Raw genomic sequence first — 15898 nt, forward strand, 5'->3', positions numbered from 1 at the left:
GAGTACGCATGGCAGTGCAGACCGGACTGGGCGAACCGCGCGGTCCCTGGTTCATCTCGCCGGAGCTCGACCCGGACGGGCGCGGGTGGTGGGACGCGCCCGGCTCGGGGCGGGACCCCGGCGGGCGACGCCCCGGCCGGCTGCTCGCCGCGTTGGCGATCGTGGCGGTGTCGGCCGTCTCGGGCGCCCTGGCCGGCGGCGTGGTGGCCAGCCGGGACGGCGCGGGGCCGTCCGCGGCGTCCGCCGCACCGGTGCCGGCGGAGTTGGTCACCGCCGCCGAGCGGACCGTGCCCGGTGTGGTGTCGGTGCTCGCCGGCGGCGCGAACGGCGCTTCCGCGACCGGCTCCGGGTTCGCCATCGACGACCAGCAGCACCTGGTCACCAACGACCACATCCTGGCCAAGGCCGGTGGTGGGCCGGTCACGGTGGAGCTGCCCGACGGCCGCCGGTACGAGGCCGAGGTGATCGGCAGGGAGCCGCGCAGCGACCTGGCGGTGCTGAAGGTGCCACCGTCGGCAGGCCTCGCCCCGTTGCCGCTGGCCAAGCCGGGCGCCACCCGGGTCGGTGAGCCGGTACTGGCGGTGGGCTCACCGCTGGGGCTGTCCGGGACGGTCACCGCGGGCATCGTCAGCGCGCTGGACCGCCAGGTGCGGTTGGGCAACAACCGGCACCGCGCGGTGCAGACCGACGCGTCGATCAACCCCGGCAACTCGGGCGGGCCGCTGGTCAACGCCCGAGGCGAGGTGGTCGGGGTGAACACCGCGATCGCCACCATCGACGGCAACGGGTCGATCGGCATCGGCTTCGCCATCCCGATCGATCAGGTGCAGCAGACCGCCGACACGATCATCGGCAAGGGCGGCTGAGCTGCCCGGACGGCCCGTCGGGTCGCCTCCATTGTCGGATATCCGGCCACACGTCATCGGGCCATGGAAATATGACGCTCGATATGGATACTGGCGGAGGTGGAGCGTCCTCTTCTCACAGTCCTCCTGCTGGTGGGCCTGGTCATCGGATGTGCGGTGGGGTCGGCGTACGCCCGGGCGCGACGCGGGTGGACCGATTACCAGACCGCGAAGAAATCGGTGCCCGGCGCTCGCCGCGGCGCGTGGGTGCTGATCCGCGGGGTCGCGCTGAAGGCCGCGGTGATCGGGTTGCTGCTGTTCGGCGCCGTGGCGTACGCCGCGGTCGGTTCGGACGACGAGACCGCCGGTCCGGCGCCGAGCCCGTCCACCACGCAGAGTGAGCCTCCGCGCCGGTGACCCGGGGCGGGCCGCAGCGGGCTAGCCTCGGGGCGTGGACGACGGACTGCGGGTGACCGATCGGTGGGTCGTCCCCGCCGGGGAGCTGCGGGAGCGCTTCTCCCGCTCGTCCGGCCCCGGCGGGCAGGGCGTGAACACCGCCGACTCCCGGGTCGAGCTGAGCTACGACCTGGCCAACTCTCCGGCCGTGCCCGAGTCGCTGCGGGCGCGGGCGCTGGCACGGCTCGCCAACCGACTGGTGGACGGTGTGCTGACGATCGCGGCCAGCGAGCACCGGGCGCAGCTTGCGAACCGGGAGGCGGCCCGCGAGCGGATGCTTGCGCTGTTGCGCGAGGCCGCCGCCCCGCCCCCGCCGCCGCGTCGGGCGACCAGGCCGTCCCGGGGCGCCAAGGAACGTCGGCTGGCCGAGAAGAAGCGCCAGTCGCAGCGCAAGCGCGACCGCCGCGTCGACGGCGAGTAGTCATCGTCACCGAGCCGTGTGAGTGACCCCTCTGACTGGCGAGTGACAGAATCTGGAATCTGTCAGCCGAAGTGTGTATGGTCGGCAGGTCACCCAGGAGAGGAAGACCTCATGGACACCCGCACCCTCGGCACCTCCGGCCCCACCGTCTCCGCGCTCGGGCTCGGCCTGATGGGCATGTCGGACCTCTACGGCCCCGCCGACGAGGCCGAGAGCATCGCCACCATCCACGCCGCACTGGACGCCGGCATCACCCTGCTCGACACGGGCGACTTCTACGGGATGGGCCACAACGAGATGCTGCTGCGGGAGGCGCTGCGCGGCCGCAACCGGGACAACGCGGTGATCAGCGTGAAGTTCGGCGCGCTGCGCGACGTCGACGGCGGTTGGAACGGCAACGACGTCCGACCCGTCGCGATCAAGAACTTCCTGGCGTACACGCTGCGCCGGCTCGGCACCGACCACGTCGACATCTACCGCCCCGCCCGGCTCGCCCCGGACGTGCCGGTGGAGGAGGTCGTGGGCACCCTGGCCGAGCTGGTCAAGGCGGGTCACGTCCGGCACATCGGCCTGTCCGAGGTGAGCGCCGAGACGCTGCGCCGGGCGCACGCCGTGCACCCCATCAGCGACCTCCAGATCGAGTACTCGCTGATCTCCCGCGCCCCCGAGGCCGAGATCCTGCCGACGGCGCGTGAGCTGGGCGTCGGGATCACCGCGTACGGGGTGCTCTCCCGAGGGCTGATCAGCGGCCACTGGACGGCGGGGCGGGAGACCGCCGGCACCGACTTCCGCAGCCACCTGCCGCGCTTCGCCGGCGCGAACCTGGACCGCAACCTCGCCCTCGTGGACGCGCTGCGCGGCATCGCCGAGGCGCGGGGCGTCACCGTGGCGCAGATCGCCATCGCCTGGGTGCTCGCCCGGGGCGAGACCGTCGTACCCCTGATCGGCGCCCGCCGCCGGGACCGGCTCACCGAGGCCCTCGGCGCCGCCGCGGTCACGCTGACCGAGACGGACCTGGCCGCCATCGAGGCCGCCGTCCCCGCCGACGCGGTGGCCGGCAGCCGGTACGACGAGGCGCAGATGGCGTTCCTGGACAGCGAGCGGTCATGACGACCCGGTCGTGGCGCGACCGCCGGCCGGGGGTCGCGCCACGACCGGCGGCGCGGTCAGGGAGGCTGGGACGATGAGCGACACCACCGCCCTGACCGCCGACCGCATCCTCGACACCGCCGAGGAGGTGCTGCGCCGGTACGGCCCGGCGAAGGCCACCGTGCTGGACGTCGCGCGCGCGCTGGGCGTCAGCCACGGCAGCGTCTACCGGCACTTCGCCAGCAAGGCCGCGCTGCGCGAGGCGGTCGCCGAACGCTGGCTGGCCCGGGTCTCCACCCCGCTGATCGACGTCGCCACCGGCACCGACCCGGCCCCCCAGCGGTTGCGCCGGTGGCTGGCCGAGCTGAGCGGCACCAAGCGGCGGATGGCCCGCGAGGACCCGGAGCTGTTCGACAATTTCCACCAGCTCGCCACGCTCTCCGAGGGGGCGGTCGCCAACCACCTGGAGGTTCTCGCCGGTCAGCTCAGCCTGATCGTCGCGGACGGAGTGGCCGCCGGCGAGTTCACCGTGCCCGACCCGGCGGTGGCCGGCCGTGCGCTGCTGCAGGCCACCGCGCGGTTCCACCACCCGTCGCACCGGACGGAGTGGAACGAGCCCGGCCTCGACGACGATTTGGCCGCGGTGGTCGCGCTGCTCCTCGACGGCCTGCGAGCCCGCTCGCGCTGACGCCGGGCCGGGCGACGGCACGGGCCAGCCGCCCGGGCGCGCAGGGCCGTCGACGGTCAGCCGGGAACGGCGGCCAGCAGCCGGTCGCGGAGCACCGCCGCACGGTCGGCGAACCCGCGCTGAGCCGCGGCGTACTCCGCCCGGCCCTCCGGGGTCTCCACCCGTACCGGAGGGTGACCGAGGGCCGCCAGGTCGTACGGGCTGGCCCGCATGTCCAACGTGCGGATCTCCCGGGCCAGCTCGAAACAGTCCGCGACCAGCTCGGAGGGCACCAGCGGCGACAACTTGTACGCCCACTTGTAGAGGTCCATGTTGGCGTGCAGACAGCCCGGCTGCTCGTGCGCGTGCTGCGTCTCCCGGGTCGGGGTGAGCAGGTTCAACGGCCGGGCCGGCGGGGTGAAGAACCGGAACGCGTCGAAGTGGCTGCACCGCACCCCGCGCTCCTCGACGACCGCGGCGGTGCGCTCCGGATCCAGCCGCAACGGCCAGGCGTTGTGCCGCAGTTCCTCGCGGGTCTGCCGGTACACCATCGCCCACTCGTGCATTCCGAAGCAGCCGAAGTGCGCCGGTCGTCCGGCCGTGGCCGCCAACAGCGAGCGGATCCACGCGATCGACTCGCCGCGTCGCCCGCGTACCGCCTCGGTGTCGAGGGTGACCCCGGCGGCGGTGGCGCGGTAGTCCCGGCCGAACTCGGCCGGGTCCGCGTCGCGCAGCTCGACCCCCGCGCCCGGGTGCCAGCGGCGCAGCTGCGCCGGCCGGTGCGAGTAGTAGGTGAACAGGAAGTCGGCCACCGGGTGCCGCTCACCCCGACGTCGGCGGGCCAGGTGCGGCGTCAGCCACCCGTCCACCCGCTCCTCGTGGGCCCGGCGGCGCTCACGCCAGGCCGCCACGTCGAGCACGGCGGGGGCGAGGGCGGCGGTCACGGACCCCAGGGTACGACCGCCGCCCCATCGCCGGTCAGGGCATGTGCACCCGGACGCCGGCGGAGAACACGCCGCTGCGCAGCTCCAGCTGCTGGGGCGGGTCCCGCCCGTCGACGGTGAACACCAGCGGGAGCACCACCCGACTGCCCGCGGCCACCGGGTTGGCGAAGACGTCCCGACCCAGGTTGGCCGCCCGGGTGGCCGGCTCGTCCGTGCTCACCCAGCGGCCACCCGGCAGGTAGGCGCGTTGCAGCTGGCCGTGCCAGGGCTGCGGGGTGCCGGTGACGTTGCGCACACCCACGGTGGCCTGGCAGCGCCGACCCCCGGCGGGTGCCGCGCCGGTCCCGCTGGTCGCGTCCGCCGCCCCACAGGTCATCCGGTAGACGGTGAACTCGAACGCGGACTCCTGCAACGGCACGCCCACCGGCCCGGAGACCCCGGTGCCCATCCACGCCCCGCTGGTCGGCTGCTTCTGGGTGTCGATCGACGACACCTGCCGGGTCGCCGTCCAGCCGGCCGTGCCGATCACGCCCGCCAGCACCACCACCGCCGCGCCGACCAGCAGCCAGACCGGCGGCGTACGCCGCCGTCGGCGCGGGCCGGGAGTCGCCGGACGTGGGTAGATCGTCCCGCGTCCATCGTCCGGCGTCGCGTTGGTGGCCAGGGCGGCGGCGGTCACCCGCCGCCCGCGCCGTCCGCGCCGTCGACGCCACACCCACGCCACGAGGGCGCTGAGCAGCAGCAGAACGCCCAACCCGGCGAGCAGCACCGGATACCGCCGCCAGGGCGGGGCCGCGGTGACCTCGGCCGCCGGACCTGCGGCCCCCTGCCAGGTGGCGGTGGCGCAGTCGTACGGCCGGCTGCCGTCACTGGTGAACGCGCAGGCCGGCGCCGCCAGCGGCTGGCCCGGCGCGACCGCGGTCAGCGCGGTGCCCAGCGTGGTGGTGCTGTGCGCGGGCAGCCGCAACCGCCAGGTCACCTCGGCCGTGGACCCGCCGGAGCGGCTGGACCGCCCGCCCCCGCTGATCGCGGTGGGCGACGACCCGGACGGCAGCTCCTGGCGCACCGTCGTGTCGAGCGGCGAGTTGCCCACATTCCGGACGTGGATCCGGTACCGGGGCGCCGGGCTGCTCTCCGACGCGACCGCCACCGTGACCGGAGGCGGGGGCGCGGACACCGGCACCCGCGACGGCGGTGCCACCGCCGGTGGCGCCGAGGGCGGGGTGGGCTCCGCGCTCGCCGCCACGGGCACCCGCGCGGCCACCGCCACCGCCGACGGCGCCGGGCTGACGGACGCGGGCGGCGTGACCGCCGTCGCTCCGGGCGCTGGTGCCGTCGGACGTGGCGTCGGCGCGGCTGGTCGTGGCACGGGCGCGGCTGGTTGTGGCGTGGCGGCCGCTGGTCGTTGCGCGACCGCCGCCTCCGGGGCCGCCGCGGGCAGGGCCGGCACGGCGGCGAGGATGCCGAGGCAGTGTACGAACACCGCGAGGGCTCTGTGGTGTCGTGTCGATGCAGGCATACGAACGAACCTCCGGAGCCGACGCTAGGGGTGCGCGCCCTCCGTGCGGGTACGAAGTCGAGAAACCCGCCCCGGCCGCCCAGACCTGCGCTAAGGTGCCGCGACGCTGACGGGTTGCGCACACCCGACGGCCCGTTGTGGCCGGTGAACGGGTCGGCGGGGCTAGATTGGCCGGGTGCGTATCGCTCGTTTCGCTCATGCCAAGGGAATGTCGTTCGGAGCCGTCGAGGGCGAGCCGGAGGCCGGGCCGCAGGGCCTGACCATCGCCGAGATCGAGGGTCACCCGTTCGGCCAGCTCTCCTTCAGTGGGGCCCGCTGGGCCCTTTCCGACGTCCGGCTGCTCTCGCCGATCCTGCCCAGCAAGGTGGTCTGCGTGGGCCGCAACTACGCCGACCACGCCGCCGAGCTCGGCAACGAGGTGCCCAAGGAGCCGTTGCTCTTCCTCAAGCCGTCCACCTCGGTGATCGGTCCCCGGGACGCCATCCGGTTGCCGATCTTCTCCAAGCAGGTCGAGCACGAGGCGGAGTTGGCGGTCGTGATCGGCGCGCCGGGCGCCCGCCGGGCCGACCGGGCCGCCGCCGAACGTGCCATCTTCGGCTACACCTGCGCCAACGACGTGACCGCCCGGGACCTGCAGCGCTCGGACGGGCAGTGGACCCGCGCCAAGGGCTTCGACTCGTTCTGCCCGATCGGTCCGTGGATCACCACCGGGCTGGACGTCTCCGACCTGGAGATCCGCTGTGAGGTGGGTCGCAACCCCGACGAGATGGAGGTACGCCAGCTCGGCCGCACGAAGGACATGGTCTTCGACGTGGCCGGCCTGGTGTCGTACATCTCGCACGTGATGACCCTGCTGCCCGGCGACGTGGTGCTCACCGGCACTCCGGCGGGGGTTAGCCCTCTCGTCGAGGGGGATACGGTCACCGTGCGGATCGAGGGCATCGGCGAGCTCAGCAACCCGGTGGTCCCCGTCGCCTGATCCGTCCGATGCCCCTGTTTCCGCAGCTCACGGGCGGTTCGGGGGGATCGGATTTGGCCTGTCGGCACCGGGAGGGTAATGTTCACTCCCGGCGCCGCAAGGGGCCAATGGGGTATGGGGTAATTGGCAGCCCGACTGATTCTGGTTCAGTTAGTCTAGGTTCGAGTCCTGGTACCCCAGCGCAGCTGGGATTCGCGAGAATCCCGGACGCTGGATTCTGACGGAGTTCGACTCCGCCCCTCCGGGGGCGGAGAGTGGTCTCTGGTAGAGTGCAGCTCCTCCGCCCGCGAGGGTGGGGGAGCGAAAGTGGTTCTGGCCCCGTCGTCTAGTGGCCCAGGACGCCGCCCTCTCAAGGCGGTAGCGCCGGTTCGAATCCGGTCGGGGCTACATCTGTGCACAACCCGTCTCACCTTGGTGAGGCGGGTTGTTTCGTTGCTACGCACGGCCGTCCACGGTGCCCAGACCCCACGCTCGCCCCGACGGACGGTGCCGCTAGACTACAGCGGCACCGCCTGCGAGGGCGGTGAACAGGAAGTTCTGGCCCCGTCGTCTAGCGGCCCAGGACGCCGCCCTCTCAAGGCGGTAGCGCCGGTTCGAATCCGGTCGGGGCTACAGATCAAAGGCTCACCTCGCTCCGCGAGGTGAGCCTTTCCCGTTCCCACCCCCACCCGCCCGGCCCTCGCCCGGCCTCCCACCTCCCCGTTGATCATGAAGTTATTGCCCTCCGCCACGGCGTGTCCGGGCAATAACTTCATGATCAACAAAGGAGGGGGCGGGGGTGGGGTTAGAGGCCGGAGAGGCGTTGGCCGGCTCTGACGACTGCCATGGCGTGGCGTTCGCCGGGGCGGCGGCCCAGGCGTTCGATCGGGCCGGAGATGCTGACCGAGGCGATCACGCGGCCGGTGCGGTCGCGGATCGGGGCGGAGACGCTCGCCACACCGGCCTCCCGTTCGGCCACGCTCTGCGCCCAGCCGCGGCGGCGGACCTCGGCCAGGGTGCGGCCGGTGAACTTGCTGCGCGGCAGCAGCGGCATCACCGCCTCCGGAGGCTCCCAGGCGAGCAGGATCTGGGCCGCCGAGCCGGCCGTCATCGGCAGCACCGAGCCGACCGGAACGGTGTCCCGCAGGCCGCTGGCGCGCTCCGCCGCCGCCACGCAGATCCGCTCGTCGGCGCGGCGCAGGTAGAGCTGCGCGCTCTCGCCGGTGGCGTCGCGCAGCGCGGCCAGCAGCGGCTCGGCGGCGGTCAGCAGGACGTCCGGAGCGGCGTTGGCCAGCTCGCCCAGCCGGGGCCCGGGACGCCAGCGCCCCTGGGTGTCCCGGACCAGCATCCGATGGATCTCCAGTGCCTGTGCCAGCCGGTGCGCGGTGGCCCGGGGCAGCTTCGTGCGTTCAACGAGTTCGGCCAGGCTGGCGCCGTCGACACAGGCGGCCAGGATGACCACCGCCTTGTCGAGAACGCCGACACCGCTCATACTGTGTCCCACAAGCCGAAACTTACCTCCCAGAATTTAGGATGTCCAGATGGTGGGAGTCACTCCTGAGCCGAGGACCCTGGCCGAGAAGGTCTGGGACGCGCACGTCGTACGGTCCGCCGCCGGTGAGCCGGACCTGCTCTTCATCGACCTGCACCTGCTGCACGAGGTGACCAGCCCGCAGGCGTTCGACGGGCTGCGGCTCGCCGGGCGCCGGGTGCGCCGTACCGACCTGACCCTCGCGACCGAGGACCACAACACCCCGACCGGGTACGCCGATCCGGCGTTCCGGCTCCGCCGCGGTGACCTGCTCACGATCGCGGACCCGACGTCGCGTACGCAGATCGAGACGCTGCGCCGCAACTGCGCCGAGTTCGGCGTGCGGCTGCACCCGCTCGGCGACGAGAACCAGGGCATCGTGCACGTCATCGGCCCGCAGCTCGGGGTGACCCAGCCCGGCATGACGATCGTGTGTGGCGACTCACACACCGCCACCCACGGCGCGTTCGGCGCGCTCGCCTTCGGCATCGGCACCAGCGAGGTGGAGCACGTGCTGGCCACCCAGACGCTGCCGCAGAGCAGGCCGAAGACCATGGCCGTCAACGTCACCGGCCAGCTCGCCCCCGGCGTCACCGCCAAGGACCTGGTGCTCGCGCTGATCGCCCAGGTCGGCACCGGTGGTGGGCGCGGGCACATCGTCGAGTACCGCGGCGACGCCATCCAGGCCCTCTCCATGGAGGGGCGGATGACCATCGCCAACATGTCCATCGAGTGGGGCGCCAAGGCCGGCATGATCGCGCCGGACGAGACGACCTTCGCGTACCTCAAGGGTCGGCCGAACGCGCCGCAGGGCGCCGACTGGGACGCGGCGCTGGCCTGGTGGCGGACGCTGCCCACCGACGAGGGTGCGCGCTTCGACGCCGAGGTCACCCTGGACGCCAGCCGGATCACGCCGTTCGTCACGTGGGGCACCAACCCCGGGCAGGGCGCGCCGCTGAGCGCGCCGGTGCCCGACCCGGAGGAGTTCACCACCGACTCGGAGCGCGCTGCCGCCCGCCGTGCGCTGGAGTACATGGATCTGCGCCCCGGCACCCCGCTGCGGGAGCTGCCCATCGACGTGGTCTTCGTGGGTTCCTGCACGAACGGCCGCCTGGAGGATCTGCGGGCCGCGGCCGACGTGCTGCGCGGCCACCGGGTCGCCGACTCCGTCCGGATGCTCGTGGTGCCCGGCTCCGCCGCCGTTCGGGAGGCCGCCGAGGCCGAGGGGCTGGACAAGGTCTTCGCCGACGCCGGCGCCGAGTGGCGGTTCGCCGGCTGCTCGATGTGCCTGGGCATGAACCCCGACACGCTCAAGCCCGGCGAGCGCTCCGCGTCCACCTCCAACCGGAACTTCGAGGGCCGGCAGGGCCGGGGCGGTCGTACCCACCTGGTCTCCCCGCCGGTCGCCGCCGCCACCGCCGTGGTCGGGCGGCTGGCCGCCCCCGCCGATCTGTAGAAGGGACCGAGGAGATGGACAAGTTCACCACCCACACCGGCACCGCCGTGCCGCTGCGCCGGTCCAACGTGGACACGGATCAGATCATCCCGGCCGTGTACCTCAAGAGGGTGACCCGCACCGGCTTCGCCGACGGGCTGTTCAACGCCTGGCGGGAAGACCCGGCATTCGTACTCAACGATGAATCCTATTCCGGTGCGTCGATCCTCATCGCCGGTCCCGAGTTCGGCACCGGCTCCTCCCGGGAGCACGCCGTCTGGGCGCTACGGGACTGGGGCTTCCGCGCCGTGGTGGCCCCGCGCTTCGGTGACATCTTCCGGGGCAACGCACTCAAGGAGGGCCTGCTGCCGGTCGAGTTGGAATTGAAAGCCGTCGAGGAGTTGTGGGATCTCGTCGAGGCCGACCCGACCACTCCGGTGACCGTCGACCTGACCGCCCGACAGCTCCGGGCCGGGGACGCGACCTGGTCGTTCCCACTGGACGACTTCAGCCGGTGGCGGCTGTTGGAGGGCCTGGACGACATTGGACTCACCCTCCGGCACGCCGATGACATCGCCTCCTACGAGGCGTCTCGACTGCCGTTCCTGCCCTCGGTGGCATAGCCGTACGCCCACCCGCACATCGGATTTCGCCCCCACCGGTCCAACCGGTGGGGGCGAATCCGTTACGACACAAGGGCTTTTTTCCACCGAATGTTTGTGTCCAGGCAGCGCAGGGCATACGGTGCGCGCAGAATGGCTCGCGTCGAGTCAGTTGCACAATCGGGAGGAAGTCGTGAACAAGGCCGAGCTCATCGAGGCGCTCGCCGTTCGCCTGGGGGACCGGAAGACGGCGACGGCCGCGCTCGACGCGGTCCTCACTGAGGTCCAGGCAGCGGTCACCAAGGGCGAGAAGGTGGCGATCACCGGATTCGGAGCATTCGAAAAGCGTGTGCGTGGCGCACGAACAGCGCGCAACCCGCGTACCGGCGAGGCGGTGAAGGTCAAGAAGACGTCCGTCCCGACCTTCCGCCCCGGCGCCGGGTTCAAGGAGATGGTGGCCAGCGGCAAGGTGCCGAAGGCCACGGTGGCGGCGAAGAAGACCGCCGCCGCCACGGCCAAGACCGCCGGCGCCAAGGCGGCGGGCACCAAGGCCACCGCCACCAAGGCGGCCGGTAAGAAGACCGCCCCGGCCAAGGCGAGCAAGACCACCACCGCCGCCGCCACCAAGGCGGCCAGCAAGAAGACCGCCCCGGCCAAGGCGAGCAAGACCACCACGGCGACCAAGACGGCCGCCAGCAAGAAGACCGCCCCGGCGAAGAAGACCGCCGCGGCGACCAAGTCCGCCACGGCGAAGAAGACCACCGCGGCGGCGAGCAAGAGCACGGCGGCCAAGAAGGCGCCGGCGAAGAAGGCTCCGGCCAAGAAAGCGGCCAGCAAGCGCTGACCGACTGTCCGCCCAAAGGGCGTCCACCCTCGCGGTGGGCGCCCTTTGCGCGTGCCGGACCGTTGACCCGGCCGGGCCGTACGCGCAGAATCGCCGTGCCGGCCCCCCTTTGCGGACCGGTCCGCCGACGAAATGGGGCGCCGGTGCGCTACCGCCAGCTCACCACCGGATCGCTCGCGCTGGGCGTCATTCTGCTCATCGACGTGCTGCGCGTCTGGCTGCCCGGCATCATCACCATCTTCGGGCAGGCCGCGTCCACCCCGGCCGAGTTGATGGGCGCGTTCGCGCTCGGCTGGTTCGTTCTGGCGATGGCCGCGCCGGCTCTGGTCCGGCGGGTGGGCGCCCGCCGGGTCACCGTCGTCGCCGCCGTGCTGCTCGCCGTGGCCCGGCTCGCGCTCACCAGCGCCCCCGGCGGCCGTCCGCAGCTCTGGTTGGCCACCGCCGGTCTGCTCGCCGGTCTGGTCTGGTTGGTGGGTGTCGCCGGCGGCACCGACCGTCCGGTGCCGGGACTGGCCCTGGGGCTGGCGGTCAACGCCGCCATCCACGCGCTGCTGGACACCTACGACCTCGTCTGGCGGGGCGGCTGGGTGGCCTGGCTGCTCAGCGCCGTCGCGGTGGTGCTGTTCCTGCTCGGCACGACGCTGCCCACCGCGCCGCCCGGCCCCGGTGGCGCCCGATCGTGGCTGCTGGCCGGGCCGGTGCTGCTGCTGGCCGGCATGGTGGCCCTCGCGCCGGCCCTGGCCCAGGCCGGGATGTCGTACCTGGTCGCGGGTGGCGACGTCGCTCGCTCACCGCTGTTCGGCCTGGCACCGGTGCCGGTGGCGGTCGCCGGGTTCCTGCTGGCCGCGCTGGCGGGCCCGAACCGGGGGTGGGGCCGACCGCTCGGGCCGGCGGCCCTGCTGGTGGGCGTGGTGCTCTTCGCCCTCGACAGTGGCGACCTGCTCGTCGCGGCCATCCTGCTCACCGCCGTCGGACTCGGCGCCTGCCTCGCCCTCACCGACGCTCCGGGTCGCGCCGACGCCGACGGCACCGCCCACGCCGCCGCCGACGCCACTGTCGGCGATGAGGGCGCGACGGGCACGGACGACAGCCGCCGAACGGCGGCCCGCCGGGGGTACGCCGTCGCCGCCGGCATGCTGCTCTTCGTGCTGGGGGCGGTGGGTTACTACTCCGCCTACGACCTGGGCTACCCGAACGCGATGGTGCCGGTGGTGGTGGCCGGGGTGGTCGCCGCCGTGGCCCTGGCCGCCCGTCCGTCCGGCCACCGGCGTCCCGGCCCGCTTCCGCCGCTGCGGACCGCCGGCGGGGTCGCCGCGCTGGCTCTGCTCGCGCCGCTGCTCGCCGACGAGGTGGCGGTGGCGAGCAACCGGGAGGGTCCGCCCGAGCGGTTGACCGTGGTGGCGTACAACATCCGGATGGGCTTCGGGCTGGACGGCCGGTTCGACCTGGCCGGGCTGACCGCGGCGATCGACCGGCAGCGGCCCGACGTGGTGCTGCTCAGCGAGGTGGACCGGGGCTGGCTGCTCAACGGCGGCCACGACACGCTGGACCTGCTGTCCGACCGGCTCGGCATGCCGTACGTGTTCGGGCCGGCCGCCGACCCGGTCTGGGGTGACGCGGTGCTCAGCCGGTGGCCGGTCACCGACCCACGGTCCCGGCCGCTGCCGTCTCTCGGGGCGCCCACCGGAGCGCAGGCTCTCGCCGTCACCCTGGACCTCGGCGACGGTGTCCGTGCCGCCGTGGTGAGCACCCACCTGCAACCGCCACCCGACGCGGGCCCGGTGGCGCAGGCTCGCGCGGTGGCCGACTTCGCCACTGGGTACGCGGCCGGCCGGCCGCTCGTGGTGGCCGGCGACCTGAACACCGAGCCGGGCGACGAGGCTTTCGAGCAGTTCACCGCGGCCGGGCTGGTCGACGCGTTGGCGGTCGCCCGTCCGCTGGCGACGAGCCCGGCCGACGATCCACGCCAGCAGATCGACCACGTCTTCGTCTCGCCCGGCCTGACGGCGACGAATCCGGTCGCGCCGCGCGGCGAGGCCAGCGACCACCTGCCGGTGGCGGTGACCCTCACCCTGCCGTCCCGCTGACCCCGCGCCGGGATCGCCGATGCTGCGGTATCTGGCCAGCCGGACACCGCCACGTCGGCGACCTGAAGGGGGGATCAACCGCCGAAGCGCCGGGCGGGCCTCACAGGCGGTCGGCCGCGAGCAGCCGCTCGCCGCTGAAGGCCAGCAGCCAGCCGCCGCCCTTCGGGGTAATGAAGTCCTCGTCGGCGCGGCCGGTCAGCTGCTCCAACGCGCCCGGCAGCACCTTGCCCTGGCTGCACACCGCCACCTGCCCGCCGGCGCAGGCCAGCTCCAGCAGTTGGGCGGCGGTGGCCAGCACCCGCTCGTCCTGTTGCTGACCCGGCTGCGGCTCGTCCAGGTCGCCGCAGATCTCGATGGGCAGGTCGAGCAACGCGGCGGCCGGGTCCAGGGTCTGCACGCAGCGGCGCGGCGAGGCCGACAGGAGCCGGGCCGGGCGCACCAGGGCGATCAGCGGCGCCAGCGCGTACGCCTGGGCCCATCCCTCGCGATCGAGCGGGCGGGCGGTGTCCGGGCCGGACCAGGTGGCCCGCTTGCCGGCGTGCCCGTGCCGGACCACCGCGACGGTCGCGGTCACCGGCGGCAGCGCGGCGAACCCGGCGAGCACCTCGGCGTCGTGCGGATAGCTGACCAGGCGGATCGCGTCGTCCACGGCCAGCCACCGGATGTCGTCGACCTCGGTGCCCGGCTGGAAACCGCCCTCGGCGACCGCGAGCATCGACCAGTAGTCGACCAGCTTGGCCTGCCCCTCGCTGCGGTAGCGCACCGACGGCAGCCGCACCTGCGGTACGCCCCGCACGTCGGCCTCCTCGGCCACCTCCCGGACCGCCGCGACCAGTGGATGCTCGCCCGGTTCGAGCTTGCCCTTGGGCAGCGTCCAGTCCCCGTAGCGCGGGCGGTGCACGACGCAGACCCGTACGCCGTCGGCGGTCGGTCGCCAGCAGACCCCGCCGGCAGCGCGGATGCCCGTCACGGCAACCATCTGGTCCGCCGTCGCCGGGTGGCCCGGTGCCACGCGGCGGGGAACCGGGCCCGCATCAGGCGGACCGTGTCGCGTTCCCGCTCGGCCAGCCGCCCGGCGGTGACCGCCAGCTCGTGGTCGGCCGGTCGGTCGGCGGCGAGGGCGAGCCAGGTCTCGGCGGCCACCGCGGCGTCCTGGTGTTCGCCGAGCACGTCCTGGACGCGGGCCAACGCGCGGGCCAGCCGCCGCGCGTCCTTGCCGACGGCCGGGACCACTGCGGTGACCGCGTAGCGGGCCTGCTTGCCCTCCTTGCGGACGGCGTGCCAGCGGTCGTCGGGGGCCAGCGGGTCGAGCCCGTCCACGCCGTCGGGGCCGGTGAGCTGCCGCCACGGGCGGGCCACCAGCTTCGGTAGCGTGCGCGCCGCCGGGGTGGCCGCCCGTCGGGTGAGCCGGGGCGCGCGGGCGGCCAGCACCAGGGCGTCCACCAGGGCCAGGTAACGCGGCGAGCGCAGCGCCTCGTCGATGGCGGCGAGCGCCTGCCGCTGCCGCTGCGCGAGCGCCTCGTCCAGTCGGTCCACCGCGCCCGTGTCGAGCGGGCTGAGCGGGTCGGCGGTCGCGGTGCGCCGCAGTCGGTCGCGGAGCACCTCGGCGTCGCGCGCCCCGCCGAGCACCCCGGCCAGCCAGCGCAGCTCGTCGCGCAGGGGCCGGGCCCAGCTGCGGCGCACGAGCGGCCGGAAGGTGCGCAGGTCGCTGCGCAGCCGTCGGCAGGCCACCCGCATCTGGTGTACGGCGCTGTCGCCGCCGTCGGTCGAGGTGCGCAGCCGCACCAGCGGGTCGTGCGCCAACAGCCGGCCCACCTCCTTGCGGACCGCCTCGGTGACCATGTCCCCGGCGGTCGGGTCGGCCGTCAGTCCGCCCGGCCCGACCAGGTCGGGTTCGGCCTGCGCCACCGTCCCCAGCGCCCGTACGTGCTTCGGGGTGAACGAGCCGGCCCGGGCCCCGGCCTCGCACAGCACCTCGCCGATTCGTTCCAGCAGCTTGCGGTCGCCGGCCTTGCGCTCCACCTCCACCTCGCGGAACGCGCCGGTGGTGGCGCCGGCGTCGTCGAGGACTGTCACCCGGTCGTCCACCACCTCGGCGAGCACCGTTCCGGCCCGGTCGCACACCTCGTGAGCGTGCCGGACGGTGCGTACCACAGTCACCGGCGCCAGCGACGCGCCCCGATGCAGGACGGTGACCAGCTCGACCAGCTCCGGCGGCGGCTGCCCGACCGGCCCGGGACGGGAGATCTCGTGCCGGACGCCGGGCGTGCCGGTGGGCAGCTTCACCGTCCACGGCAGCTCGTCACCCTTGCGGTGGCGCAGGGACGCCCCGGCGCGGGCCAGCCGCAGGTCGACCGTGTCGAGGTAGCGGGCGACGAGCGTCACCGGCGGCAGCGCCCGGACCCGGCCGCCGGCCGGAAACGTGGCGGACAGGCCCGGCAGCACGAAGGTGTCGTCCACCTCGTACTTCTGCTCCTCCTCGACCATCAGCTCAGCCTAT

15 protein-coding genes and 3 tRNA genes are annotated in these 15898 nt (G+C 73.7%); 13 read left to right on the forward strand and 5 right to left on the reverse strand.

The window, feature by feature from the left end:
- Positions 1 to 8: 8 nt before the first annotated feature.
- The 5 genes from ACFYPR_RS09230 to ACFYPR_RS09250 all read left to right on the forward strand — a co-directional run bounded on the left by ACFYPR_RS09230 (position 9) and on the right by ACFYPR_RS09250 (position 3499).
- Positions 9 to 866, forward strand: coding sequence for a trypsin-like peptidase domain-containing protein (locus tag ACFYPR_RS09230; protein WP_355067000.1), 858 nt, complete (start codon positions 9 to 11; stop codon positions 864 to 866).
- A gap of 99 nt (positions 867 to 965) precedes the next feature.
- The gene (locus ACFYPR_RS09235) at positions 966 to 1262 is read left to right on the forward strand and encodes a hypothetical protein (protein WP_354858729.1); all 297 of its coding nucleotides are present in this window, start codon (positions 966 to 968) and stop codon (positions 1260 to 1262) included.
- Positions 1263 to 1296: 34 nt separating this feature from the next.
- Positions 1297 to 1722: an alternative ribosome rescue aminoacyl-tRNA hydrolase ArfB gene (gene arfB, locus ACFYPR_RS09240; protein WP_354858732.1), complete on the forward strand. Its 426-nt coding sequence runs from the start codon at positions 1297 to 1299 to the stop codon at positions 1720 to 1722.
- Between the two features lie 111 nt (positions 1723 to 1833).
- Positions 1834 to 2832: an aldo/keto reductase gene (locus ACFYPR_RS09245; RefSeq protein WP_387179125.1), complete on the forward strand. Its 999-nt coding sequence runs from the start codon at positions 1834 to 1836 to the stop codon at positions 2830 to 2832.
- A 73-nt stretch (positions 2833 to 2905) separates the two neighbouring features.
- The gene (locus ACFYPR_RS09250; protein ID WP_354863245.1) at positions 2906 to 3499 is read left to right on the forward strand and encodes a TetR family transcriptional regulator; all 594 of its coding nucleotides are present in this window, start codon (positions 2906 to 2908) and stop codon (positions 3497 to 3499) included.
- A gap of 56 nt (positions 3500 to 3555) precedes the next feature.
- Here ACFYPR_RS09250 and ACFYPR_RS09255 read toward each other — a convergent pair whose 3' ends face one another.
- On the reverse strand, positions 3556 to 4422 hold the full coding sequence (locus tag ACFYPR_RS09255; RefSeq protein WP_387259295.1) for a 3-methyladenine DNA glycosylase: 867 nt from the start codon (positions 4420 to 4422) through the stop codon (positions 3556 to 3558).
- A gap of 34 nt (positions 4423 to 4456) precedes the next feature.
- Positions 4457 to 5941, reverse strand: a complete 1485-nt coding sequence (locus ACFYPR_RS09260) for a hypothetical protein (protein ID WP_387179132.1) — start codon at positions 5939 to 5941, stop codon at positions 4457 to 4459.
- 175 nt (positions 5942 to 6116) lie between these two features.
- On the opposite strand from ACFYPR_RS09260, the gene ACFYPR_RS09265 reads away from it, so the two are divergent.
- From ACFYPR_RS09265 to ACFYPR_RS09280, 4 genes are all read left to right on the forward strand, one after another.
- Positions 6117 to 6920, forward strand: coding sequence for a fumarylacetoacetate hydrolase family protein (locus ACFYPR_RS09265; RefSeq protein WP_234591312.1), 804 nt, complete (start codon positions 6117 to 6119; stop codon positions 6918 to 6920).
- 108 nt (positions 6921 to 7028) lie between these two features.
- A tRNA-Gln gene (locus ACFYPR_RS09270) sits at positions 7029 to 7100 on the forward strand.
- Between the two features lie 134 nt (positions 7101 to 7234).
- Positions 7235 to 7307 (forward strand) — tRNA-Glu (locus ACFYPR_RS09275).
- 152 nt (positions 7308 to 7459) lie between these two features.
- A tRNA-Glu gene (locus tag ACFYPR_RS09280) sits at positions 7460 to 7532 on the forward strand.
- Between the two features lie 172 nt (positions 7533 to 7704).
- On the opposite strand, the gene ACFYPR_RS09285 is transcribed toward ACFYPR_RS09280, so the two are convergent.
- Positions 7705 to 8391: an IclR family transcriptional regulator gene (locus tag ACFYPR_RS09285; RefSeq protein WP_007456408.1), complete on the reverse strand. Its 687-nt coding sequence runs from the start codon at positions 8389 to 8391 to the stop codon at positions 7705 to 7707.
- A 49-nt stretch (positions 8392 to 8440) separates the two neighbouring features.
- Here ACFYPR_RS09285 and leuC point away from each other — a divergent pair, with 49 nt between their 5' ends.
- The 4 genes from leuC to ACFYPR_RS09305 all read left to right on the forward strand — a co-directional run bounded on the left by leuC (position 8441) and on the right by ACFYPR_RS09305 (position 13398).
- Positions 8441 to 9886: a 3-isopropylmalate dehydratase large subunit gene (gene leuC / locus ACFYPR_RS09290; RefSeq protein ID WP_355066997.1), complete on the forward strand. Its 1446-nt coding sequence runs from the start codon at positions 8441 to 8443 to the stop codon at positions 9884 to 9886.
- Between the two features lie 14 nt (positions 9887 to 9900).
- A complete protein-coding gene (leuD, locus tag ACFYPR_RS09295) occupies positions 9901 to 10488 on the forward strand; it encodes a 3-isopropylmalate dehydratase small subunit (protein WP_354860107.1) in 588 nt (195 codons plus the stop codon).
- A gap of 172 nt (positions 10489 to 10660) precedes the next feature.
- Positions 10661 to 11311: an HU family DNA-binding protein gene (locus tag ACFYPR_RS09300; RefSeq protein WP_354860105.1), complete on the forward strand. Its 651-nt coding sequence runs from the start codon at positions 10661 to 10663 to the stop codon at positions 11309 to 11311.
- 143 nt (positions 11312 to 11454) lie between these two features.
- Positions 11455 to 13398 carry an endonuclease/exonuclease/phosphatase family protein gene (locus ACFYPR_RS09305; RefSeq protein WP_387259298.1) on the forward strand — a complete coding sequence of 648 codons (1944 nt, stop codon included), beginning with the start codon at positions 11455 to 11457 and terminating at the stop codon, positions 13396 to 13398.
- A gap of 100 nt (positions 13399 to 13498) precedes the next feature.
- Here ACFYPR_RS09305 and ACFYPR_RS09310 read toward each other — a convergent pair whose 3' ends face one another.
- Both ACFYPR_RS09310 and ACFYPR_RS09315 read right to left on the reverse strand, forming a co-directional pair.
- The gene (locus ACFYPR_RS09310; protein ID WP_355133318.1) at positions 13499 to 14377 is read right to left on the reverse strand and encodes an NUDIX hydrolase; all 879 of its coding nucleotides are present in this window, start codon (positions 14375 to 14377) and stop codon (positions 13499 to 13501) included.
- The gene (locus ACFYPR_RS09315) at positions 14365 to 15885 is read right to left on the reverse strand and encodes a CHAD domain-containing protein (protein ID WP_387259301.1); all 1521 of its coding nucleotides are present in this window, start codon (positions 15883 to 15885) and stop codon (positions 14365 to 14367) included. Before ACFYPR_RS09315 ends, ACFYPR_RS09310 begins: the two co-directional genes overlap by 13 nt.
- Between the last annotated feature and the right edge of the window lie 13 nt (positions 15886 to 15898).

Origin of the sequence: Micromonospora sp. NPDC005254, from assembly GCF_042872525.1 — a bacterium.
GTDB lineage: Bacteria > Actinomycetota > Actinomycetes > Mycobacteriales > Micromonosporaceae > Micromonospora.